This window comes from Candidatus Micropelagos thuwalensis (assembly GCF_000469155.1).
GTDB classification, from domain to species: domain Bacteria; phylum Pseudomonadota; class Alphaproteobacteria; order RS24; family RS24; genus Micropelagius; species Micropelagius thuwalensis.
The window spans coordinates 685,423-709,208 of the sequence record NZ_AWXE01000001.1 but is presented as its reverse complement, the minus strand read 5'-3'; the positions used below and the strand labels follow the sequence as shown (position 1 = coordinate 709,208).

The window sequence follows — 23,786 nt, the reverse complement described above, 5'->3', positions numbered from 1 at the left end:
CGCATTGGCTCCTGAAGTTTATGCCGGTTTTTCACCCTTGAGGTTTTCAAATGCCGCCAAACCAATTGTATTATATCCGCAATCCACATAATGAATTTCACCAGTAACACCAGAACCCATATCAGATAACAGATAAAGAGCCGATTGACCGACTTGTTCTTGTGTCACATTTTGGCGTAATGGCGCATTAGCTTCATTCCATTTCAGCATTTCCTTAAAATCACCAATCCCTGCAGCGGCGAGCGTACGGATTGGGCCTGCAGAGATGCCATTCACGCGCAAGCCTTCTGGCCCTAAATCGCTTGCAAGGTAGCGAACACTTGCTTCAAGTGCCGCTTTGGCAACGCCCATCACATTGTAATGGGGAATGACTTTCTCTGCACCGTAATAGGATAGGGTGAGTAAAGACCCCCCTTCCGACATGAGTGGTTCAGCGTGGCGGCAAACTGCTGTAAAGGAATAGCAAGAGATATTAAGTGCCATATCAAATGCTTTTGAGCTGGTGTCGACATAGCGACCCATTAATTCTTCTTTACCGGCAAAAGCAATGGCGTGAACGACAAAATCCAGATGACCCCATTGGGTTTTGAGTTTTTCAAATAGTGCTGAAAGGCTGACTTCATCTGTTACATCGCAGGGTTCTATAATGTTTGCACCCACTGACTCAGCCAGTGGGAAAACACGTTTCTCAAGTGCTTCACCCTGATAGGTAAACGCGAGTTCCGCGCCAGCATCCGCACAGGCGCGAGCAATACCCCACGCAATGGAATTTTTGTTTGCCACGCCCATTATGAGGCCGCGTTTACCTTGCATCATACCTGACATTTCAGTTTTCCTTTTTTCTGCTTTAAAGCTTATCGAGACATACACCCCAAATGGCGTTGTCCTGACAATGCAACAAACGACTCAGCCATTATAGGTTGGATTACCCCCCCTCATAAACCAAGAAAAGGAAATATACAGGTTTTTTTAGTCTGTTGGCTCAGCTTAATGACCAAGATCCGTCTTTTTCACGGCAAGCTTGGCCTGTTTCTTGTTTGGTTTCGCCGCTAATGATAACTGTTTGCTTTATTTCGCGGCAATAATTTCCGTTTTCATCAGTGTAATCGCGGGTTGGCGTAACAGCCCCGGCAATATGAGGCCGATCACTTTGCCAGCGACTGGGTGTGCCTATTTTATTGTTATTCAATGCATCTGATGTTGCCCTGCCCATTTTCATTCTATCGGCTTCATCAAGGCGACGGCCAAGTTCGCTACCAGCAAGAGTGCCTAACAAAGCGCCAGTAACAATCGCGGCATTTCTGCCTTTACCATCGCCTATTTGTGAGCCGACAAGACCGCCGAGTAAAAGACCGGTCACAGCCCCAATCTCCTGTTGTCTGTTCGGATTTTCCGCACAGCCGACTTGAACCAATGAAATCACAACAATAGTTGCCCAAATAAGTGGGGTCTTTATAAAAAACAAAGTCATAACTCCTTTATATTTTTAATATGAGTAGTTTGTTTCGTTCCAGTTTTGAATATAAGAAAAATCGGTCTATTTTAAAAATGAAAAATTCGAAAGGTTTACATGAACTTTCAATCTCCGCCGGACAATCCCATTACAGCATTTGCTGAGTGGTTATCTGAAGCTGAAAAAACAGAACTTAATGATCCTAATGCCATGTCCGTTGCGACAGTGGACAGTTTCGGTATGCCAAATGTGCGGGTCGTGCTTCTTAAGGGAGTCAGCGATGAAGGGTTTGTGTTTTACACCAATCTGGAAAGCGCTAAGAGCCAGGAGCTTTCCTCGTCTGGCAAGGCGGCTTTATGTTTTCACTGGAAATCACTCAACCGTCAGGTGCGTGTGCGGGGTGATGTTGAACAAGTCAGTGATGATGAAGCGGATCAGTATTATGCGTCACGCGCTAGGGGCAGTCAGATTGGTGCTTGGGCGTCACAACAATCCACCCCTCTATCGGATAGAGAAACGCTGGAGGCGCGCGTCAAGAAATTCGAAGAAAAGTTTGCTGACCAAGATGTGCCTCGTCCAGCGCATTGGTCTGGCTGGTTGATAAAACCGCAACAAATAGAATTTTGGCAGGATGGTGAGTTCAGACTGCATGATAGAATTGTCTATCGCCGTGACGGTGAAATGTTGGACTGGGCGATTACAAGATTATTTCCCTGATTATACGATAGTTATTCCTCTTGCATGGTCGTTATTGAATTACACGACCAGTAGGTCTATTTTAAATTTCTTTGTGACTGTATAGAGTCATCAAAGATAGTTAAGCGTCAAGTTAAGTTAGTGGGGGAAACATGCTTGGAAGAATGCAGACATCGGCATTGCTGGTTAATGATATTCTTGATCATGCGAATATTTATCATTCAGATGTTGAAATCGTTTCTCGATTGGTTGGAGGCAAAATCCATAGGGAAACCTATTCTGAAGCACATTTAAGAGCCAGAAAAATGTCACAGGCCCTCCAGTCGCTTGGACTGGATAAGGGAGATGTTGTTGCTACCTTGGCTTGGAATAATCATAGACATTTCGAGAGTTGGTACGCAATTACCGGGATAGGTGGCGTTTATCATACTCTCAATCCAAGATTATTTGCTGATCAACTTATTTATATTATCAACCATGCGGAAGATAAGTATATTTTTGTCGATCTGACATTCGTACCTATTCTTGAGGGGCTTCAAGACAAGCTCAATACCGTCAAAGGGTTCATCATTTATTGCGATGAAGATGAAATGCCTCAAACAACATTTGATAATGTCCATTGTTATGAGACACTTATAAATGCACATGATGGTGATTTCAGTTGGGTACAGCTTGATGAAAATGACGCCTGTGGCATTTGTTACACCTCGGGTACAACGGGAAACCCAAAAGGTGTCATTTATTCTCATCGCTCTAATGTTTTACATTCTTTGGTTGCTGTCAGCCAAGATGTTATGGGGCTGAGCAGTAAATCTGTTGTGATGCCTGTTGTTCCAATGTTCCATGCCAATGCATGGGGGCTGGTTTTTACGTGTCCGATGGTTGGCGCCGCCATGGTTAACCCAGGCCCTCAAATGGATGGGGCGAGTATATTTGAGCTTCTTGATGCAGAGCAGGTGAGTTTTACTGCTGCCGTACCTACGGTCTGGCTTATGTTGCTGCAACATCTTGAAGAACAAAATCTCAAACTGCCTTATCTAGATACAGTCGTGATTGGCGGGTCGGCGGCACCGCGCATGATGATTGAGAAATTTGAAAAAGATTATGAAGTAGATGTGAACCATGCATGGGGCATGACCGAATTGTCACCTTTGGGGACGATGGGTGTTTTAAAAGGAAAAATGCATGATCTTTCCTTTGATGAACGTGTCGATATAAAAGTGAAGCAGGGGCGTCCGCCTTATCTTGTTCAGATGAAAATTACCGATGATGATGGAAACGAATTACCACGTGACGGCAAAACTTTCGGGAATTTAAAGGTCAAGGGGCCTTTTATAATAGAAACTTATATGAAGGATGATGGCGGCGAAATACTCGATGCAGAGGGGTATTTCGATACAGGTGATGTGGCCACCCTGGATGCTGACGGGTTTATGCAAATTACGGATCGTTCAAAAGATGTTGTGAAGTCAGGGGGGGAGTGGATTTCTTCCATTGAGCTTGAGAATATTGCCGTCGGGCATCCTGATATTGTTGAGGCTGCAGTCATTGGGGTGGCACATCCGAAATGGGATGAACGTCCAATTCTTATTGTGATTAAAAAAGAAGATGCGGATTTGTCTCGTGAGGATGTATTGGGCTTTATGGAAGGTAAGATTGCCAAATGGTGGATGCCGGACGATGTGGTTTTTGTTGAAGAAATTCCTCATACAGCGACTGGAAAAATTCAGAAGTTGGCACTGCGCGAGCAATTCAAAGATTATGTGCTGCCAACGGCAAATGACGCCTAATTTATTTTAATCGAAAATCTGAAGACAATTTTATCTCATCTTTGCAGATAACTTTGCCGGTTTGCACAAGCCCTTCGAGATGCGCCAGAACAGACATAGCGGCAGCAGGATAAAGCCGTTTGTCGGTGTCGGCATATAGCACTGGAATCATATCTTGAATTTTTGTTGTTCCTTTGGCGAGTTGGCCAAGAATCTGTTCTTCACGCTTTTGTCGATGGGTTATGTAGGCTTGGATGAAAGCTTTGGGGTTTTCAATCGCTGGGCCATGAGTAGGACGTAAGATTTCGATGTCGTAACTCAATAAACGCTCCAGAGAGTCCATATAATCTGCCATGTTGCCATCTGGTGGAACGATTACGCTGGTCGCCCAGCCCATAATATGGTCTCCGGTGAACACTGTCTTTTCTTCATGCAGTAAAAAACATAAATGGTTATTTATGTGTCCGGGCGTATATAACGCCTCAAGTGTCCAGTCTGGCCCGTTCAGAATATCTTGATGTTGAAGTGGGATGTCTGGGTTGAAATCTCGCTGGATTGCCTCTTCCATTTCAACGAAATTCGCATCTTCTATAGCGACTTTTGTATCAATCCTGCTTTTGTTAATTAGTCGGTTTTTATTTATTTCTGCAAAACCACATATCTTGGCGCCTGTTCTCTCTTTAAGGGCATTTGCTAAAGGCGAGTGATCACTGTGTGTATGCGTGACCAAAATATGACTTACGACTTCACTTGGGCCTAAAGCTGAAAAAATTGCATCTAAATGTGTATAATTTTTCGGGCCGGGGTCAATTATGGCGACAACCCCATTTCCAACAATGAAGGTGGTGGTTCCGGTATAGGTGAAAGGGCCGGGATTGTTACAAATGACACGTCTGATGAGTGGGGTTAGGCGTTTGCATACCCCATGTTCAATTTCATCTTCAAATACATAAGGTATCGCCAAGCTAAACCCCTTTCGCTTTTTCGCGGTTCTGAAGAAACCAGTTGCGTTACTATATTGAGAACTCGCCTTTAACCACGCCACCCCCAAGTTGGTAATGGGTAAGATTATGGTTATCCTGCAGGAAGACCTGTTCATAAACGCGTGTATATACTGATTGCTTGATTTGCCAGACTCCGTCAGTATTTTTCACATAGTCATCGACATATTCAGCGCCACCGACAGTAACTTTATTGTCTTCAGCCAGATTCATTGCATAATCTAGCAAGCGCCATTGGCCTTTGGCGGTGGTTTCGCCTGTTATTTCAATGACGGGCATATGAACGGTATGGCAAGATACAAGCTTGTCATGAAACGCAAATTTCATAGCTGTGAGGATATTCTCTTTACCCTCGGCTTCAAAAGTATAGCTTCCACCCTGATAATTAATGCGGGCATCTTCTGTAAAGACGCGCCCAAGCTCTTCAATATTACAGCTATCAATACCTCTGCAATATCTGTATTTAAGTTGTTTAATTTGTTCGATATTTTCGTAATCGTAAGACATGTTATCCCTCATAAATTCATGCTGTCTTTATGGATATTTTTATTTCGTTCTAAAATTTATACCTGTTGACAGAAATATTGCCAATAGAGGGAATTTATCGGGGTTACACAAAGACGGCCAAAATGTATGGTAATTTTAATCAAGGGGAGAGGTTATTGACATTTAAAGCAAAAAATATTTTTGGGGCGATATTGATATTGGTGTCTTTGCCAATTGGTTATTTATTTTTCTGGCCAGTAGGGATTTCGCCTGAAGTCTGGACGCCAGAGAAAAATCCAGCTGGTATGTTCCCCTTTGAAAGAAATAACCGCCTTGCAGATGCGCGATTAATCGAGCTTGATGGATACGGACCTGAGGGGAGTGCGATTGCAGATAATGGGTTTATTTTTTCAGGTCTTTCAGACGGGCGGATAATTGCGATTGACCCCAAAACCAACGATTTTACAGATATCCTCAATACGGGTGGACGTCCGCTGGCAATGCAATTTGCGCGTGAAACTATCACAGGTGTGCAAAGTGATTTAATTATTTGTGACGCCCCTTTGGGTTTGTTGGCATTTACCCAAACAGGGGAATTAAAAACACTTACCAATGAGGTGTATGGGACACCTATTCGTTTTGCTGATGATCTTGATATTTCAAGCGATGGTGTTGTCTGGTTTTCCGATGCCTCTACACGTCATGGAATTCACGATATGGTTTATGAAGGGATGGAAACACCAGCCGCCGGTCGATTGCTTACTTATGATATTAAAACAGGTAAAACCGAGATTGTGTTGGATGGTTTGCATTTTGCTAATGGTGTGGCCCTTGCTGAAGATGAGAGCTTTGTTCTTATTGCCGAGACATATCGATACAGGGTTCAAAAATACTGGATAAGTGGCCCGAAAGCAGGGCAGGCAGAGATATTTGCGGAGAATCTACCCGGGTATCCCGACAATATTACAAGGGCGCCTGATGGAGGCTTCTGGATTGCGCTGGTGAATGGTCGCGATAAAACCTTGGATAAATTGATGCCATCATCTTTTATGCGGAAACTCGTTTTCAGGATTATGAAGCTCATTGAATTTGAACCCTTATGGGAAGAAACATGGGCTTTATATCTGGATCAAAACGGGAAGGTGGTGCATGCGCTGGATGCTCGTCACTCAGATATTTATGCAGTTACCAATGTTAAAGAAAAAAATGGGTTGTTATTTTTGTCGAGTTTGCAAAATAACGCGTTAGGTATTATACCCTCTCCAACAAGCCCATAATTGCACTAGACCAAGTTAACGGCTCAGGTTATAAAACGCAGGAATATTGGGGTGTGGCCAAGTGGTAAGGCAGCGGTTTTTGGTATCGCCATGCGCAGGTTCGAATCCTGCCACCCCAGCCACCTCTACACATGCTCTTTGTAAACGCATAACTTTTTATCTAAATGCTGATACTATTCCCCGTGCATTTCATAGATTGGTTCAGTTACTGTAGGGTAAAGCGTTCAGATTTATAAAAAATACTGGTTGGAAGAAAAGTCTAACCTAGCAATCTTTCTTTGTTATGCAACTCAGCAACGGCTTCTTTGTATTCAGCCTCAAGGCTATCAACAACATCACCAATTGTTTCTACGCTTTCAATGTTGCCAATGCCCTGGCCGCAACCCCATATGTCTTTCCAAGCTTTTGCATCAGTATTTCCGCCAGAACCGAAGTTCATGGCGGTTTTATCGGCTTCTGGTAAATTATCAGGATCAAAACCGGCTTTGCTAACTGATGGCTTTAGGTAATTTCCATGTACGCCGGTAAACAAGGATGAGTAGACAATGTCATCTGCAGCTGAATCCACCAACATTTGTTTATATTCTTCTTCTGCATTCGCCTCTTTGGTGGCGATAAAGCGGGAGCCGATATAGGCCAAATCTGCACCCATAGCTAGCGCTGAAGCTACACAAAATCCGTCGCCAATTGCACCGGACAGTAGAATCGTTCCGTCGAACCATTTTTTAACTTCGCGAACAATTGCGAATGGGCTCAACGTGCCTGCATGACCACCTGCGCCTGCCGCGACAAGAATTAGGCCATCTACACCTTCCTCTGCTGCTTTACGGGCATGGCGCATGTTAATGACATCATGATAGACCAGCCCACCATAGCTATGCGCTGCGTCGACAATTTCTTGAGGTGGACGAAGGCTGGTGATGATAATAGGCACCTTTTCTTCTACACATGTTTCCATATCGGGAATGAGGCGGTCATTAGTAATGTGACAAATCTGATTGACCGCAAAGGGGGCAACTTTTGCTTTAGGATTTTCTTCCTTATATGCAGCTAGATCATCTTTAATTTGTCTAATCCAATCTTTCAGCAGTGGTTGTGGTCGGGCATTAAGTGCTGGGAAAGAGCCTACAATACCCGCCTTGCACTGAGCCGTTACTAGCGTTGGATTTGAAACTATGAACATTGGCGATCCAATGACTGGAATGCGTAAATTATCTTTTAAAATATCTGGTAACATTTTTAATTCCCATACAATATAAAAAGTAACATAATCAGTGAAACCTAGCTGGCAACAAAAAATTAACAGTTAGATATCGTTAATTTAGTGCGCGATTTTACTTTAGGGATTTATAGATGATTTCTTTTAATTCCGTGCGGATGGGATAGATACCATAAGGAACAATCTGAGCCATCAAAATTACGCTGATTTTTTCGATAGGGTCTATGAAAAAATAGGTGTTGCCCAAACCGCCCCAAGAATAAGTACCTCTGGAAGTATAATTCCCTTCCGTTGTTGGGTCTGTAGTGATTGACCAACTGATACCGAAGCCAGTGCCTTCCATATTACTTTCACTGAAATTGCAGGCGGCCTTTTCTTTCATGGTTGCTCCGCCGGGCAATTGATTGGAGCGCATGATATCCAATGTTTTTTTGGATAAAAGAGTGGTGCCATTAACTGTGCCGTTACTTTCAAGCATATGACAAAATTTATAATAATCTGTCAGGGTAGATAGCAGGCCGCCACCACCGCCTAACATTTCTGCGGGTTTTAAAAAAGTTGTTTCCCTTCCGCGATCAATGCAACGAATAAGGCCTTTTCGATGATCCTTAAAATAAAGATGTGTCATACGGTCGGCTTTATCAGCAGGAAGGGTGAAACCGGTGTCTTTCATATTGAGAGGTTCAAAAACCTCTTCGTGTAAAATTTTATCGAGCGTTTTTCCGCCTACTACTTCCATGATGCGTCCAACGACATCCAGAGAGAAAGAATAATTCCATTTTTCTCCAGGGGTAAATAAAAGAGGCATTGCCGCAATTTCATTTACAAATTCTTCAACTGAAGGTCTGCAAGCCCTGCCTCCGGTAAGTTGTTTGCGCCGATAAAGTGCATCTATTGGATGCTCTCCTAAAAAATCATAAGTCAGGCCTGATTGATGGGTTAAAAGGTCAAAGACGCTAATATCTTTTTCTGATTGCCGTGTGGTGAAGTCTCTTGTGTCGCCCGATACCCAAATTTGAGGGTTACTAAATGCTGGAATGTAATTCTTTATTTTATCATCAAGTTTAATCTGCCCGCGTTCGACATAGCGCATCATAGCAAAAGCCGTTATCGGTTTGGACATAGAGTAGATACGATAAATGCTGTCTTCTTTAAGGGGGAAGGCGGCTTCTTTTTCATCGCCCATAGCACTGAAGCCAGTGTGATAAATACCTGCAATATTGCTGTTTCTAGCTATTAAGACTGAAAATCCAGAAAGTTTGCCGCTATCAACATATTTTGTTGAAAGATTATCAAGAGCGCGGATAAGAAATTCAGGGTCAAATCCATAATGGGAGATATTTTCAAGCATGGAGGTTTATTAGTTGCTTATTTGATGGATTGAAAGCACAAATCCATAAACCATTGCAAGCTCTTCGAGTTGGTTAAACCTTCCGGCCTTCCCGCCATGCCCAGCAGACATTTCGGTCCGCAATAGAGTTAAACCATCATCTGAGCGGTTGTCGCGTAATCTGGCAACCCATTTTGCTGGTTCCCAATAAGTAACACGCGGATCGGTCAGACCTGCCGTCGCAAGTATATGTGGATATGCTTTTTTCGAGATGTTTTCATAGGGCGCATATTCTGCAATCATTTGATAATCAGTGGCGTTTAAAATCGGGTTTCCCCATTCGGGCCATTCAGGGGGTGTAAGGGGTAAGGTATCATCAAGCATTGTGTTCAGAACATCCACAAAAGGTACTTCAGCGACCGCGCCGCGGAATAAATCTGGTTTTAAGTTTAACGTTGCACCAACCAGAAGCCCCCCAGCGCTCCCGCCATGAATGGTGATATTGCCTTTTTGCGTGAGGTTATTATCGATGAGATACTCTGCGGCGGCGGCAAAATCTTTGAAGCTATTAATTTTGTTTTCTTTGCGTCCCTGCAGAAACCAATCAAACCCCATTTCCTTACCGCCCCGAATATGGGCAATGGCATAAATAAATCCACGATCTACTAGAGATAGGCGATTGCCCGAAAAACTTGCTGGAATAGAAATTCCATAAGCACCATATCCGTAAAGCAAAACAGGTGCGGAGCCATCTAATGGAGTGTCCTTATGATACAGTATGGTGATTGGGATTTCTTGATCTACACCCTCAATAGGTGCCCATAGGCGTTTTGTAATATAATCCTGCGCGTTATGACCGGATGGCACAGATTGCTCATAAACCATATTCCTTTTGCCGGTTGACATCTCATGATCGAATATCTGTCTGGGTGTTGTCATGGAGGTATAGATGAACCTCACCATATTCGTATTATACTCAAGCCCCATGTCCAGTGATAAATCATAGGCTTCTTCTTTAAATGCGATTTCAGTCACCAAATTTGTCTCAGTAGATAAAATATTAATCTTTGGAAGAGCTTTTTCTCGATATAGCCAGACAATAAAATTTTCATAAGTCGCAACTTTTAGGATAAGCGTGCCTTTTTTATGAGGAACCAGTTCGTGCCACTTATCAGGTGTCTCAATATTTGCCCACATAAGGCGAAAATCAACCGCATCCTTATTCGTCAGAATGATAAGTCGGTTGCGTTGAGCGTCATGGCTGACTTCATATTCTATATGGGGCTCTCTGGGAGCAATGGTAACAGGTTTCTGTTCCGGATCCGCCGCATTAATCATATGAACCTCTGAGGTTTCATGGTCGTGAGCCGAAATGAATATTAAACTCTCGCTTCTAGATTGGGAAAGCGAAACGAAAAACCCGGCATCTTCCTCTTCATAAACCAAGACATCATCTGCTTGACTGGTGCCGATTTTATGACGCATGACTTTGCTGGGTCTGTGATTTTCATTCAGTAAAATATAAAAAATAAACCGCGCATTAAGCGACCAAGCTATTACACTGGATGTGTTAGTAAGGATATCCGATAAATCTTTACCTGTAGCAATTTCTCTGATTTTAATAGTAAAATATTCCGATCCTTTGGCATCATGAGACCAAGCCAAATATTCTTGACTTGGGCTAATGGCAGTTTCGCCTAATTTAAAATAATCCAGTCCTGAAGCTTCTTTGTTTGCATCCAGAATAATCTCAGGGTTTTTTTTCGTTTGAGTTGATGTCCTTTTTTGGCGGCAAATTTGCTGATGCTCTTGGCCTGTCTCATATTTCGAAAACCATGCCCAGTCGCCTTTGGGTAAAGGAGGTGAGGTGTCATTTTCATTAACTCGTCCGCGCATTTCATTGTAGATTTTGTCGCGGAGTGATGCGCTGGTTTTTAGAACCTCATCTGTGTAGCTGTTTTCAGCTTTTAAATGGTCATGAATATCTGGACGAAGTTTGTCCGGATTGCGAAGTACATCTTGCCAGTTATCATCCCGCATCCATGCATATTCATCATGTCTAGTAATCTTGTGCCGCGTATTGGTGGTATTGATTTTTTTTGCAACCGGCGGGCGGGGTTGCGGTTTATTCATCGTTTTGACTACTCGTTTTTTTATCAAGTGCTGTGCCATTAATGCAGTATCGGAGACCTGTTGGTTTGGGTCCATCGGGAAAGACATGCCCAAGATGTGCGCCACATTGGCTGCATAATACCTCAGTTCGTGTCATGCCATGCGATGTATCAGTATTTTCAGCAATATTTTGCGAATTAACGGGCTGAAAGAAACTCGGCCAGCCAGTGCCACTATCAAATTTGGATTGTGATGAAAAAAGCGGTGTACCGCAGCAAACACAATGAAAAGTACATTCTGATTTATCATCAAGGTACGGCCCTTTAAAGGGCATTTCAGTGCCAGCTTCTCGCGTTACATAATACTGCTCTGGAGAGAGTTTCTCCAACCATTCTTCGCGGGTTTTATGTATAGGCCATTTTTTATGGGTGTCTGATGTCATGATTTTATAATGTCATACATTGAAGCTGAGAGGGATAATTTTTGGTATTTTACGGATCATAAATTAATTTAAGTTTCTGCTTGTTTTATAAGCTGTATTGTTTAGGAAAGTTTGAACTTAATTTGAGGCGTTTTCAAAAGTATTATGGATTTCTGCATTCGTCAAAGGCTTCAGCATCAGCTCGAATCTTTGAAACCATTGCATAGAATCCGTTTGATCTTTGCGGGGTTAAATGATCTTTAAGGCCGAGTTTCTCAAAAATGGCCTGTGCATTGATTTCCATTATTTCATGAGCAGATTTTCCGGAAAAAATAGAAAGCAAAATCGCAACAAGCCCTTTTACAATATGTGCGTCGCTATCTCCTCTGAATTGGATATTATCTGATGAACCCTCAGATACAAGCCAAACTTGACTGACACATCCTGGGACTTTGTTAATCTCATTGTGTTCTTCATCTGATAGAGGCTCAAGACCGGCGCCAAGCTCAATTATAAACTTGTACCTATCTTCCCAATTATCAAAAAGCGCAAAATCTTCAAGTAAGTTTTCCAATGACATGATTTACCTTTTTCTGTATTCGAAACATGAATTAATTCCGAAATGCCCTTCGGGCAAGTTTTGACGCATATTTCGTCATTATGTTATGCGTCAGAAGATATATAATGCAGCAAGGTTTTACATGCGATTAAAAACCGAAATTTGGGTGCAGGCACTTATTATGCGGGCATCTGTTGGTGGTGCGATGGCAACTGTTTTTAACCGTGGGGATAAGGATGCTGGGGATTGTCTTGTTCGGGTGAATAATCTGGATGGGTCATCAAGCCTTTTTTCACCCATTCTTGGGCCTGAAGGTCAACGTATTTGGCAAGAACGGGTGGAAAGTGGAACAGATAATCAAACGATAGATACCTTGATTGAACAGGATTTGTGCATTGATCCGGATTTATGGGTTGTTGAAATAGAAGATCGCCTCGGCCGACATTTTTTGGAGGAAACGGTTAAAAAATTCCGTTAAATGAATTTATGGAAACCTTATTAAGCTTTATTGAACTGATTGTAGATGTTTGGAAAACCAGTAGCTTTGGTATTGGTATGGAAAAAATGTTGGTCGCATTTTTGATATTCTTATCATTTGCTTTTTTGCGTGGCCTCTTTTCAAGATTTGTTTTACAGCGGATTAATCGACTGGCTGCTAAGACGGAAACGCAAATTGACGATTTGCTGATTGTTGCACTTGAACGCCCATTAAAATTCTTTTTTCTGGTTATTGGATTATTTTTCGCTGTTCAGTATCTCCAATTAGGGGGACTACCTGCTGTAATAGCAGAAATGCTCCTTAAAAGTTTTGTAGCCATTGGGCTGTTTTGGTTTTTCTATGCAGCTATTACCCCGCTTTCTTATACACTCCATAATCTCGAAAATATTTTATCAAAAGAAATTGTGAATTGGTTGGTTACTGTATCGCATTGGGGGGTTATTCTCACAGGTCTTGCGACAGTATTGCAAATTTGGGGTATTCAAATTGGGCCAATCATTGCTGGTTTTGGTTTGTTCGGCGTTGCCGTAGCACTTGGTGCACAAGATTTATTTAAAAACCTACTGGGCGGGATTTCTATTTTGGTAGAAAGGCGCTTTGCCATTGGGGACTGGATTGAAGTTGATGGTGTTGTTTCCGGCACGATTGAGCAGATTGGCTTTCGGTCAACGCGGGTAAGGCGATTTGATCTCGTTCCGGTGATTGTGCCAAATAATATGTTTTCCGATCATGCTTTGGTTAATTATTCACAAATGACGCACCGCCGTATTTATTGGAAAGTCGGGTTGGAATATCGCACAACTTCTATGCAACTCCGAAAGGTGAGAGATCAAATTCTAAAATGGTTGAAAGATGACGATGCGTTTCTTTCAGGGCCTCAGCCGCCATGTTTTGTATATATTGATAGTTTTAATGATTGCTCCATAGATTTGATAATTTATTGCTTTACTGTTGAGACAGATTGGGAGACATGGCTGGCGCATAAGGATAGGCTGACGATTGCTATCAAAGAAATTGTTGAAAATGCTGGAACCGCGTTTGCGTTTCCGAGTGTTTCAATTTACCAAGAGGTGCAAGCTCAGGGAATGGTTGCTAACCCGCCCGTAGACATGACCGTAAATAAAGAAGAAACCTAACCATATGTGCATCTCATGAGCAGAGTTATAGTAATTGGCGGCGGTATTGTCGGCGTTACCTCTGCCTGGGCATTAGTAAATGATGGTCATGAGGTCACTCTTCTAGAGGCGGGGCAGGATATAGCTGGTCAGACAAGCTATGCTAATGGTGGACAAATTGCAGTGTCTGATAGTGCGCCATGGGCCACGCCTTCTGTTCCATTTAAGGTGATGCGTTGGTTAGGACGTAATGATGCGCCGTTTCGACTCCGCCCCAGATTAGACATTACGCAGTGGCATTGGCTTTATTTGTTTCTTCTCAATTGTAGAGGGCGGGCTTTATCTGCCGGTACAGAGAGAAATCTGCGTCTTGCAACTTACAGTTTATCGCGATTGCAGCAGACCAGATCTACCCTCGGTAATGAATTCTCATATGATGATAGTCAAAAAGGAATAATAAGATTAATCGACAGTCAAAAAGAGGCTGATGCGGCACGTCATTATTTTGCAAAAAATCATAAAAACGAAAATTAATTTGGATGGAGCCTTCTGAATTAGCGGCAAAAGACCCGGCATTTATGTCTGCCGTAGAGAGAAATTTGATCGCGGGCGCTGTTATGTGCGCCTCGGATGAAAGTGGGGACGCGCGTATTTTTGCAAAGAAACTTGCTGCAGAATTGGAAAATCGCGGTGTTGAAATACACACTGATTGTAAGGTTACGGATTTTGTGTCTCAGCGTGGATGTGTGAAGGGGGTATCGACGGAAAAGGGAGGCTTTTCTGCTGATCGGGTGGTTTTGTCATCCGGGGTAGCAAGCAGGGCGCTTGCCAGAAAAATTGGGATGACTATTCCGGTTTTGCCAGTCAAAGGTTATTCGGTCACGGTTCCGATTATTGACGAGAACCGAGTGCCAATAGCGTCATGTACCGACTTGAAGCACCGGCTTGTGATTAGTCGTCTTGGGATGCGTTTGCGGGTCGCAGGTTTCGCAGAAATAGGGAGTGATGAAGTCTGTGATACCAGTCGAGCCGCTGCGGCACGCGACCGTCTTGAAGAGTTGTTCCCCAATGCAGCTGATTATCAATCATTTGAGAATTGGACAGGCTTTAGACCTATGACGCCTGATGGCGCGCCAATTATCGGGGAAGCTGAGACCCTAAAAAATGTCTGGTTCAACACAGGCCACGGCACATTAGGGTGGACTTTATCTCATGGTACGGCACAGCTGTTAACCGATATGATAGCAGGCCGGGAGACAGCGTTGGATGTAAAGCCCTATAAAATTAAGAGATCATATGTGAGTGATCGCCTCGGCTAAAATCTACAAGCCGTGACGGCGCCACAAGACACCACGCTGATTGTCGACGGCGGGCTGATAAGCTTCAGAGAGTTCGTTTAAGGCCTTATTAAAAGTGTCAATTGGAATACTGGCGTCAACTTCAAATGTGTTAAAGCCGCATCGTGCCATAAATGACCACTGGTCATAAAGTACCTCTCCAATCGCGCGTAACTCTCCATCAAACCCCATTTCTTCTCGTAATTTGCGGGCATCGGAATAGCCTCGTCCATTTCGGTAGACGGGAAAATCAATAACAATGGTGCTGAGCATGTCCAAATATGGTGAAAGTTCACGCACATCCTCGCCGAGTTTGGTTTTACCTTGTGTATCGGTGCGTATCACAACGCCCAGCTCTGCATTGCGTGATCGTAAGGTGTCAGCTTCTGCCTTCAATCTTTCTAGTGAGATGATTGATGGCGTATCCTCTAGAGGTGTTTCATCATCAATGAACACCCATATGTCTTGGATAATAGCACCATTGGAAATGAGGTGAGTCTCAGTCGGCATATAATTGCTCCTTGAAGGGAGCCATTCCGACTCGTTTGTAAGTGTCCAGAAAACGTTCTTCCGGTTCTCTTAGACTCAGATAGGTTTCAACAATTGTGTCGATGGCACCAACCACCTTATCTTCAGTAAAGGCTTGACCGGTTATATCACCGAGGCTGGCCTGTTCGTCTGCCGATCCGCCAAGTGAAATTTGATAAAACTCTGTACCCTTTTTATCCACACCAAGAATACCAATATGACCGACATGGTGATGACCGCAGGCATTGATGCATCCGGAGATTTTAATTTTAAGTTCGCCAATATCATATTGTTTATCAAGGTCGGCAAAATGGGTGGAAATTTCCTGTGCTAACGGAATTGAGCGCGCATTGGCAAGGTTACAATAATCTAGACCCGGGCAAGCGATGCTGTCAGAAATGAGACCGATATTCGGTGTGGCGAGGTTATGCGCGCAAAGAATGTCATAAACGTCTTTGAGGTCATCGAGTTTCACATGCGGTAAGACAAGATTTTGTTCGTGCGTCACACGAACCTCATCAGCTGCGTAACGCTCGGCTAAATCAGCAATAACATCCATTTGGGCATCTGTGGCATCTCCAGGAATACCGCCAATAGGTTTCAATGAGATATTCACAATTCCATAGCCGGGGGTTTTATGGGGTACAAGATTGGTTTTTACCCAGTGATTAAAATCTGTGTCGTTTTCTTTTGCTGCTTCAAAACTATCGCTTTGCGCCGGTAAGTTTTCATAATTTGGGGGAGCGAAATATGCGGAGATGCGTTCCAGTTCTGCTTCCGGCAAGCTAAGCATTTTGCTTGCGTCTATTTTTTTAAACTCTTCCTCTATCAGTCGTCGCATTTCAGCTTCGCCGGTTTCATGAACGAGTATTTTAATACGGGCTTTATAGGAATTGTCTCGCCGTCCCAGCATATTGTAAACCCGCATTACCGCTTCAAGATATGCGAGCAATTTTTCAGCCGGAACAAAATCTGTCATCTTCTTGGCAATGAAAGGTGATCGCCCCTGACCGCCGCCGACATGAACTTCATAACCGATTTCTCCTTTATCGTTCTTGACGATAACAATACCGATATCATGAAGCTTAATTGCGGCACGGTCATTTTTGTGACCCGTCACGGCAATTTTAAACTTGCGCGGGAGATAAGAAAACTCAGGATGAAAAGTCGACCACTGGCGAATAATTTCGGAAATTATTCTTGGGTCTTCAATCTCATCAGCGATCGCACCTGCATATTGGTCAGAGGTAACATTTCGAATGCAATTGCCGGAAGTTTGAATGGCATGCATTTCTACACTGGCAAGTTCCTCCAGAAGGTCAGGAATACAGTCTAAAGAAGGCCAGTTATACTGAATATTTTGTCGGGTCGTGAAGTGACCATAACCGCGGTCATATTTACGTGCGATATGTGCCAACATCCTCATCTGTTTTGAGGATAGAGTGCCATAGGGAATAGCCACCCGAAGCATATAGGCATGCAATTGAAGATAGACGCCATTCATGAGTCTAAGAGGTTTAAAGGCATCTTCGGATAGCTCACCACTTACGCGGCGATTAACCTGTCCGCGAAACTGGTTTACTCTGTCAGTGACAATTTTGTGATCAAATTCATCGTAACGATACATCAGCTATCCTTGATTTTTTTCATGTTTCATTCGGGTGCAAAGCAATCTCATTGCGCTTCTGCCTGTTTCCCCAAATCTGTGCGCACTGTTGGCCCATTGGCACGAATATTTTCGCGAACACTTACCGGCTTGAAACCATTATCACACTCAGCAACCTCAAATAGATAGGGATCGAGAATAAATGCTTCCATATTGTCAGGGCAGGCTCGCGACAAAAGTGCCTCGGCAGCTTCTTGACCATCAGCAATTTCGGCTTCGGCAAAATTTTCAATCCAGTCATTATCTTTAAAATATACGACTTCACCATCATTCAGCCTGTTTGCCGTGACAGCCTGAAAACGTGCGCCTTTTGAACTATGTTGAGCCATTGGGGTTTCCGCTTATGATTTGTTGCCGCATATTGCCTTTTTTTATATAAAACTTCAAGAAGATGTAAAATAATTTATTATACATAAATAATTTGTACATTAATTAAAACTCTCATGCCACCTTCTTAGCAATATCCACTCTACAAGACTATGAGCATAATAAATAACGATGCCAAGAATGGATAGAAGTGTCAGGGCAGCAAACATAGTTGCGATTTCCAACCGATTGCCTGCTTCGATAATACGCCATGCAAGCCCAGTAGATGTACCGGAACCTGCCACAAATTCAGCCACGACCGCACCGATGAGGGCAAGGCCGCCGGAAATCTTGGCACCTGTGAGAATAGAGGGTAGGGCTGCGGGTAGTTCGAGGTAAATAAGTGTCTGCCACCATTTCGCACCACTGAGTTGCATAATCTGATGTAAGCCATTATCGACACTTCTTATGCCTTGTAGGGTATTGGTTAAAATAGGAAAGAAAGCAACAATCCAGGCAATGATAATCATGGCGCGATTGGTGTTCTCAAAACCGACCCAAATCAGAATTAACGGGGCAATGGCGACCACCGGAGTAACCTGAAGTGTGACCACATAAGGGGCAAGCGACATTTCAATAAATCGCGATCGCGTGAACAAAATTGCCAGCGCAACGCCACCAAGTAGTGCCCAGAAATAGGCAAACCCAGTAATGCTTAAAGTGACAATCAGAGACCCCATTAGAGAAGTAAAATTCTCTATAAGCGCATAGACGATTTGTGAGGGTGGAGGGAGAACAAAAATCGGTAGAGCCAGAAAGCCAATAATCCATTCCCAAAACCCTAGAAGAGCAAAGCCGACAAATAAAGGAAGCAAAAATTTCATGATATCGCCTCATCATTTTGTTCTAATGATTTGGTGATTTTCAGACGAGCTTCATGGAATTCTGGTGAGGCTCTGAAGGCGTCATTCCGTGTTTTGCTCTCGATTTGGATATCATCTTTAAGTCGTCCGTTAGGCGACATGACGAGCACGCGCTCTGCCAGATAGGTCGCTTCAGAAACCGTATGGGTAACAAATAAAATTGTACATTTTTGGCGGCGCCAGATATCCAACAACTCATCGTCAAGTTTTAAGCGCGTGAGTTCATCAAGAGCACTAAAGGGTTCATCCATGAACAACACATCAGGGTTTTGTGCCAAGGCTCTTGCGAGAGAAACGCGCATCTTCATGCCACCAGACAATTCACGCGGAAGTGCGTGTTGGCGATCGGCGAGTCCAACAAGTGCTAACGCATCAGCTATCCGGTTATTAATCTGTTGCTTATTGAAGCCTTTAATTTTTAGCGGCAGTGCCACATTTTCATAAACAGTACGCCACGCCAGTAGTGTTGGTTCTTGAAAAACATAACCGATAGATGTGTCTGGATTAGCTTCAATCTCCCCGCTGGATGGGGATTGAAGACCTGCAAGAATTCTTAACAGCGAACTCTTTCCACATCCTGAAGGGCCGACAATAGCCGTAAAGCTGCCAGCGTCAAAAGAATGGGAGAAACCTCTGAGCACCTCAATGCCATCAGCATAGGCCATATTTAAATCTGTTACTTTTATTGCCAGAGACATTATTCGGAGTCAGCCTTGGTGACGAATTTTGTCGTGAAGGCACTTTCCCAATTCATCTCCATGTTATACAGACCATTTTGAGCCATTAAGGTGAAAAAGGTTTCCCACCTGTTTCGTGTCATTGTACCTATGCCTTTATCAAGAGCGTCTCCTGAAATGACGAGGCCGCGGTCACGCATTTGGATGATTGCCTGATCAAGAATATCTTGCGTCATGTCTTGGTTTGCAGCGAGAATAAGTTGATTTCCGGGCGTCGGGTCATCCATCAAATAGCTCCGCCATCCCTCTATGGAGGCGTTAACAAATGCCTGAACAATATCTGGTTTTTCTTCAATCAATTTATTTTGCGCGATGACCATTGCGGCATATGAAGGGTAACCCTCATCGGAGAGAAGAAATACTTTAGGTGTGATGCCGTTTTTGGAAATAGTGTAGGGCTCTGAGGTTGCATAGCCTTGCTGGATTGCATTTTTGTCGACGATGAAAGGCGCTAGGTTAAAAGTATATTTTCTGATTTGTTTATTTGAAAAACCGTACCGTGCACGCATCCAAACCCAGAAAGCATTAATAGATGCGTCGGCTATCATAATGGGTTTGTCTTTCATATCGGAAATCGACTGAATATCATCACGTTCATGGGTGATTAAAACCTGCGGATCTTTTTGAAAAGCGGCCATGACGGCTTTGGCAGGGACTCCAGCTTGCACCATATTTAGCAAAATAAAACTGTTCGACCCCATAGCAAAATCAATTGCATTCGCGCCTAAAAGCTGGGGTATGTTAATACCTGGCCCACCGCCACGAATGACCACATTCAATCCAGCTTTTTCATATAATCCCAAAGCTTTAGCTTGATAAAATCCCCCTTGCTCGGCCTGTGCTTTCCAATCTGTTGCAAAAGTTACCGGCTCAAGTGCGAAAGAGCTCTCAATCTGATAGCTAAAAGAAAAAAAGAAAACTGAAAGCAATCTCAGAAATTGAAGTTTTTTTGATATTATGTTGAGTTTTTTCATAACAAAAAACAAGGTGGCAGAGCCGGCTTTACTGGTCAATAATCAGTTATATTTAAAATAGCTTCCTTATTCTAACAATTTTCTAATATAGAGATTGGGCTTAAATTATATGCGATGAAATTTGCCCTTCCAGAAGTAGACCCCGACTGATATGAAGCATCATGTTTGACATATTTTTTCACGATGTGGTGCTTTGGTGTTTGCTCGCTCTCATGAGTGCGGCAGCAAGTTATTACATTTTGCGCCCATTGATGAAAAAAAAGTTGTTGTATAAGCCCTTTGGTTTGCTAGCGTTTATCGCTGTAGTGAGTTTTCTTCCTGGTCTGGCGCTGATACTTTATTTGATGCTGGGCTCGCCCGGATATTCTGATTTGCCTTTGGCGAAAAGGCTGGATGTTCCCCCCGAAACACTTCCTCTGGAAGGTTTGGTTGTTCATCTGGAACAACGCCTCAAAGATAAACCCAAGGACTCAGAGGGGTGGCTCATGCTGGCAAGAACACGTATGGCACTCGGGGAAGCCGACAGAGCTGAAGATGCATTGTTAAATGTCATTTCCTTGCGGCAAGGCGATAAAAATCCCGACATTTTGGTTATGCTTGCCGAGAGTCGTCTTCAACAACAAGACGGATTGATGGATGATGGCATTGAGCGTCTTGTTAATCGGGCACTTGAAATTAATCCCGACCACCCGCGTGGTCTATATTTACGCGGACTTTCTCTTCTTCAACAGGGCAACAAATCAGAAGCCCTTGCCATCTGGAGTGTTTTACTCTCCGCCGCTAACCCGGACAGTCCGTGGCAGATATTTCTCCGGGCGCAAATTTCCCGCCATCAATAAAATATTGTTCCTGTCATTATTCAGCATGCGTCGGTTTTTCACCTTTAATCTTCGTGTTTAGTCGATATATTCCCCGACAGGAGATATTATGACTAAACGCCAAACACGATTGCTGTTTTTTGCTCTTGGCTTTGTGATGCTGGGCGTAACCGCTTTTATTGCCTTAACGGCTTTAGAGGATAATCTCGTTTATTTTAAAACACCCACGGATATCGCCGAAAGCCCCACCCTACCCGCCGGAAAAATAAGAATTGGCGGTTTGGTGGCTGAAGATAGCTTAACCAAAGCAGGGCTGGAAAGCAGATTTGTTGTTACCGATTTGCAAAGCCGGATAGATGTTTCTTTTGAAGGTGTGTTGCCGGATTTGTTCCGAGAAGGGCAGGGCGTTGTTGCGGAAGGTCAGTTTGTCTCGGCAGGTATTTTTGTTGCTGACACCGTTCTTGCAAAACATGATGAGAATTATATGCCCCGAGAAGTTGCTGATGCACTCAGGGAAACGGGCGTCTGGCAGGGAAAAAATACTGCAGGGGATCAAGAGTGATTGCGGAGACAGGCCATTTTGCGATGATACTGGCATTTTGTGTTGCTCTGGTTCAGTCAATACTTCCGCTTTATGGCGCTCATCGTGACCGTCAAGCTTTTGTCATCATAGCTGCCCCTGCCGCCAAGTTACAATTTATCCTTCTCCTCTGGGCATTTGCTGTGCTGACCATTAAATTTGTTCAATCTGATTTCTCACTTTGGCTGGTCACCGCAAATAGTCACGCAGACAAACCCTTTATTTACCGTCTTACCGGCGTCTGGGGAAATCATGAAGGATCCATGCTTTTATGGATTTTGATGCTCGCGGCTTATGGTGCTGGTATTGCCCAATTTGGTAAATCAATACCGGATGCGCTTAAGGCACGGGTGCTTGGCGTGCAGGGCTTGATAGGCGTTGCTTTTCTGGCATTTTCACTTTTTACCTCTAATCCTTTTGCGCGTCTGACCTCTCCCCCATTTGAGGGAAACGGTCTCAACCCGATTTTACAGGATCCGGCACTGGCAGTTCATCCGCCTTTGCTTTACGCAGGATATGTTGGTTTTTCACTGGCTTTCTCGTTTTCAGTTGCGGCTCTATTGTCCGGTAAAATTTCCCCCGATTGGGCTAAATGGGTTCGCCCTTGGACACTCTTGGCTTGGCTTAGCTTGACGCTTGGCATCGCAGTAGGATCTTTCTGGGCTTATTATGAACTTGGTTGGGGCGGTTTCTGGTTCTGGGACCCAGTTGAAAATGCCAGCTTTATGCCATGGCTCGCTGGCACAGCATTGCTTCATTCTGCACTTGTCACAGCAAGGCGGAATACACTGCATAGCTGGACAATGCTACTTGCCATTTTGACATTTGGTTTATGTATTGCCGGTACGTTTTTGGTGCGCTCTGGCGTTTTAACGTCTGTTCATGCGTTTGCAACCGACCCGACACGCGGTGTGTTTATTCTCATGATACTAGGTGTGCTTGTGGGCGGGGCTTTGCTTTTATTTGCCATGCGATCTGTCGGACTTTCATCAGCGGATAAAAATGTGCCGTTTCAACCTGTCAGTCGAGAAGGCGCATTAATACTAAATAATGTGTTTCTTGCCAGCGCGACAGCTACTGTTTTTTTGGGAACAATATATCCGCTTGTTATTGATGCGTTTGGCCTTGGCAAAATTTCTGTTGGGGCACCTTATTATAACGCAGTATTTGTACCTCTTATCACGCCTCTTTTAATGTTAATGCCTTTAGGGCCACTTGCGGGTTGGGGGCAGTTTGAAATCCCGACGGTGTTAAAAAAGCTTACTATGGCATTTGTGCTGGCTGTTTTGGGCGGGCTGACGGTTTTGATTATGAGTGCCGGTCATCAAGGTGGTGCGGCTTTAGGGGTTGGGCTGGCTCTGTGGCTCATGCTCGGTGCGCTGGCTGATCTGGCGAAAAAAATTAGAGTCGACACTATGCCTTTGGGGCGGCTACCAAAGAATATTCTCAAACTTCCCTTTCAACAATGGGGCAGTGTTTTGGCACATGGTGGCCTGGGGATTATGATACTCGGTATCGTTGGAACAACTGCATGGCGGAGTGAGGTCGTGCAAGCGGTGACACCCGGTGCGGTGATGGAAATTTCAGGATATGAGGTGACGTTTGAAGGGGAAACTTCCGTCAGTGGAGAGAACTATATTGCCGAGCAGGGTGAGTTCTCTGTCAGGCGAGGCGGCGCTGATATTACAATACTGAAACCCGAAAAACGTTTTTATACGGTAGAGCGTCAATCGACGACTGAAGCCGCGATTTTGAAAAACCTTTCAGGCCATCTTTATATTGTCATAGCTGATGAAACCATACGAGACGGCATGGCTTCCCGTGTTGTTAGAATATGGTATCACCCGCTGGTTGCTTTCATATGGATTGGTGGGTTGATTATGGCGTTGGGCGGCGTTGCGGCATTGACGCGCCGTGAGGTAAAATCTTTAGCTGAAAGACATGACGAGTTTTCAAATGATCCTCCGCCTGGCATTTAAA

At 43.9% G+C, this 23,786-nt stretch carries 25 protein-coding genes and 1 tRNA gene; 11 read left to right on the top strand and 15 right to left on the bottom strand.

The annotated features are described in order from the left end of the window. Positions 1-18: 18 nt before the first annotated feature. Together RS24_RS03410 and RS24_RS03405 are read right to left on the bottom strand one after the other, a co-directional pair. Entirely contained in the window at positions 19-825 is an 807-nt protein-coding gene (locus RS24_RS03410) for an enoyl-ACP reductase FabI (RefSeq protein ID WP_021776790.1), read from the bottom strand. A 157-nt stretch (positions 826-982) separates the two neighbouring features. Next, on the bottom strand, positions 983-1,471 hold the full coding sequence (locus RS24_RS03405) for an RT0821/Lpp0805 family surface protein (protein ID WP_051295573.1): 489 nt from the start codon (positions 1,469-1,471) through the stop codon (positions 983-985). Positions 1,472-1,570: 99 nt separating this feature from the next. Between RS24_RS03405 and pdxH the strand changes: the two genes are divergently transcribed. Continuing rightward, complete coding sequence (pdxH, locus tag RS24_RS03400; RefSeq protein ID WP_021776788.1) at positions 1,571-2,170, top strand: pyridoxamine 5'-phosphate oxidase; 600 nt, start codon at positions 1,571-1,573, stop codon at positions 2,168-2,170. 131 nt (positions 2,171-2,301) lie between these two features. Next, positions 2,302-3,939 carry a long-chain-fatty-acid--CoA ligase gene (locus RS24_RS03395; protein WP_021776787.1) on the top strand — a complete coding sequence of 546 codons (1,638 nt, stop codon included), beginning with the start codon at positions 2,302-2,304 and terminating at the stop codon, positions 3,937-3,939. 1 nt (position 3,940) lies between these two features. On the opposite strand, the gene RS24_RS03390 is transcribed toward RS24_RS03395, so the two are convergent. Together RS24_RS03390 and RS24_RS03385 are read right to left on the bottom strand one after the other, a co-directional pair. Then, positions 3,941-4,882, bottom strand: coding sequence for an MBL fold metallo-hydrolase (locus tag RS24_RS03390; protein ID WP_021776786.1), 942 nt, complete (start codon positions 4,880-4,882; stop codon positions 3,941-3,943). Between the two features lie 49 nt (positions 4,883-4,931). Then, on the bottom strand, positions 4,932-5,426 hold the full coding sequence (locus RS24_RS03385; RefSeq protein ID WP_021776785.1) for a nuclear transport factor 2 family protein: 495 nt from the start codon (positions 5,424-5,426) through the stop codon (positions 4,932-4,934). A gap of 155 nt (positions 5,427-5,581) precedes the next feature. Here RS24_RS03385 and RS24_RS03380 point away from each other — a divergent pair, with 155 nt between their 5' ends. Next, positions 5,582-6,682, top strand: a complete 1,101-nt coding sequence (locus RS24_RS03380) for an SMP-30/gluconolactonase/LRE family protein (protein ID WP_038300636.1) — start codon at positions 5,582-5,584, stop codon at positions 6,680-6,682. Between the two features lie 47 nt (positions 6,683-6,729). Continuing rightward, positions 6,730-6,804, top strand: a tRNA-Gln gene (locus tag RS24_RS03375). 137 nt (positions 6,805-6,941) lie between these two features. Here RS24_RS03375 and RS24_RS03370 read toward each other — a convergent pair. From RS24_RS03370 to RS24_RS03350, 5 genes are all read right to left on the bottom strand, one after another. Further along, positions 6,942-7,919: an NAD(P)H-dependent flavin oxidoreductase gene (locus tag RS24_RS03370; protein ID WP_021776783.1), complete on the bottom strand. Its 978-nt coding sequence runs from the start codon at positions 7,917-7,919 to the stop codon at positions 6,942-6,944. A 97-nt stretch (positions 7,920-8,016) separates the two neighbouring features. Beyond that, positions 8,017-9,252 carry a serine hydrolase domain-containing protein gene (locus RS24_RS03365; RefSeq protein WP_021776782.1) on the bottom strand — a complete coding sequence of 412 codons (1,236 nt, stop codon included), beginning with the start codon at positions 9,250-9,252 and terminating at the stop codon, positions 8,017-8,019. A gap of 9 nt (positions 9,253-9,261) precedes the next feature. Next, entirely contained in the window at positions 9,262-11,364 is a 2,103-nt protein-coding gene (locus tag RS24_RS03360) for a S9 family peptidase (protein WP_021776781.1), read from the bottom strand. Beyond that, positions 11,357-11,785, bottom strand: a complete 429-nt coding sequence (gene msrB, locus RS24_RS03355) for a peptide-methionine (R)-S-oxide reductase MsrB (RefSeq protein WP_021776780.1) — start codon at positions 11,783-11,785, stop codon at positions 11,357-11,359. The genes RS24_RS03360 and msrB overlap by 8 nt, the downstream gene beginning before the upstream one ends. 142 nt (positions 11,786-11,927) lie before the next feature. After that, complete coding sequence (locus RS24_RS03350; RefSeq protein ID WP_021776779.1) at positions 11,928-12,344, bottom strand: SufE family protein; 417 nt, start codon at positions 12,342-12,344, stop codon at positions 11,928-11,930. Between the two features lie 121 nt (positions 12,345-12,465). Between RS24_RS03350 and RS24_RS03345 the strand changes: the two genes are divergently transcribed. From RS24_RS03345 to RS24_RS10095, 4 genes are read left to right on the top strand one after another with little or no spacing between them, the layout of a single operon-like run. Beyond that, positions 12,466-12,801, top strand: coding sequence for a DUF1491 family protein (locus RS24_RS03345; RefSeq protein ID WP_021776778.1), 336 nt, complete (start codon positions 12,466-12,468; stop codon positions 12,799-12,801). A gap of 8 nt (positions 12,802-12,809) precedes the next feature. Further along, complete coding sequence (locus RS24_RS03340; protein WP_021776777.1) at positions 12,810-13,958, top strand: mechanosensitive ion channel family protein; 1,149 nt, start codon at positions 12,810-12,812, stop codon at positions 13,956-13,958. 15 nt (positions 13,959-13,973) lie between these two features. Then, on the top strand, positions 13,974-14,471 hold the full coding sequence (locus RS24_RS10100) for an FAD-dependent oxidoreductase (protein WP_021776776.1): 498 nt from the start codon (positions 13,974-13,976) through the stop codon (positions 14,469-14,471). Positions 14,472-14,476: 5 nt separating this feature from the next. Further along, entirely contained in the window at positions 14,477-15,256 is a 780-nt protein-coding gene (locus RS24_RS10095; RefSeq protein WP_021776775.1) for an FAD-dependent oxidoreductase, read from the top strand. A 3-nt stretch (positions 15,257-15,259) separates the two neighbouring features. On the opposite strand, the gene RS24_RS10040 is transcribed toward RS24_RS10095, so the two are convergent. The 6 genes from RS24_RS10040 to RS24_RS03305 form a co-directional block, all read right to left on the bottom strand. Next, positions 15,260-15,784 carry a DUF934 domain-containing protein gene (locus RS24_RS10040; RefSeq protein WP_021776774.1) on the bottom strand — a complete coding sequence of 175 codons (525 nt, stop codon included), beginning with the start codon at positions 15,782-15,784 and terminating at the stop codon, positions 15,260-15,262. Next, on the bottom strand, positions 15,774-17,429 hold the full coding sequence (locus tag RS24_RS03325) for a nitrite/sulfite reductase (RefSeq protein WP_021776773.1): 1,656 nt from the start codon (positions 17,427-17,429) through the stop codon (positions 15,774-15,776). Before RS24_RS03325 ends, RS24_RS10040 begins: the two co-directional genes overlap by 11 nt. 47 nt (positions 17,430-17,476) lie before the next feature. Beyond that, complete coding sequence (locus RS24_RS03320; protein WP_021776772.1) at positions 17,477-17,797, bottom strand: DUF2849 domain-containing protein; 321 nt, start codon at positions 17,795-17,797, stop codon at positions 17,477-17,479. 99 nt (positions 17,798-17,896) lie between these two features. Continuing rightward, the gene (locus RS24_RS03315) at positions 17,897-18,658 is read right to left on the bottom strand and encodes an ABC transporter permease (RefSeq protein WP_021776771.1); all 762 of its coding nucleotides are present in this window, start codon (positions 18,656-18,658) and stop codon (positions 17,897-17,899) included. Further along, the gene (locus RS24_RS03310) at positions 18,655-19,395 is read right to left on the bottom strand and encodes an ABC transporter ATP-binding protein (protein ID WP_021776770.1); all 741 of its coding nucleotides are present in this window, start codon (positions 19,393-19,395) and stop codon (positions 18,655-18,657) included. The genes RS24_RS03315 and RS24_RS03310 overlap by 4 nt, the downstream gene beginning before the upstream one ends. Then, positions 19,395-20,408, bottom strand: coding sequence for an ABC transporter substrate-binding protein (locus tag RS24_RS03305; RefSeq protein ID WP_021776769.1), 1,014 nt, complete (start codon positions 20,406-20,408; stop codon positions 19,395-19,397). The genes RS24_RS03310 and RS24_RS03305 overlap by 1 nt, the downstream gene beginning before the upstream one ends. 161 nt (positions 20,409-20,569) lie before the next feature. Between RS24_RS03305 and RS24_RS03300 the strand changes: the two genes are divergently transcribed. The 3 genes from RS24_RS03300 (at position 20,570) to RS24_RS03290 (ending at position 23,785) form a co-directional block, all read left to right on the top strand. Then, complete coding sequence (locus RS24_RS03300) at positions 20,570-21,247, top strand: tetratricopeptide repeat protein (protein WP_021776768.1); 678 nt, start codon at positions 20,570-20,572, stop codon at positions 21,245-21,247. Between the two features lie 88 nt (positions 21,248-21,335). After that, entirely contained in the window at positions 21,336-21,788 is a 453-nt protein-coding gene (gene ccmE / locus RS24_RS03295; RefSeq protein ID WP_021776767.1) for a cytochrome c maturation protein CcmE, read from the top strand. Beyond that, positions 21,785-23,785 carry a heme lyase CcmF/NrfE family subunit gene (locus RS24_RS03290; protein WP_038300460.1) on the top strand — a complete coding sequence of 667 codons (2,001 nt, stop codon included), beginning with the start codon at positions 21,785-21,787 and terminating at the stop codon, positions 23,783-23,785. Before ccmE ends, RS24_RS03290 begins: the two co-directional genes overlap by 4 nt. Position 23,786 lies beyond the last annotated feature (1 nt).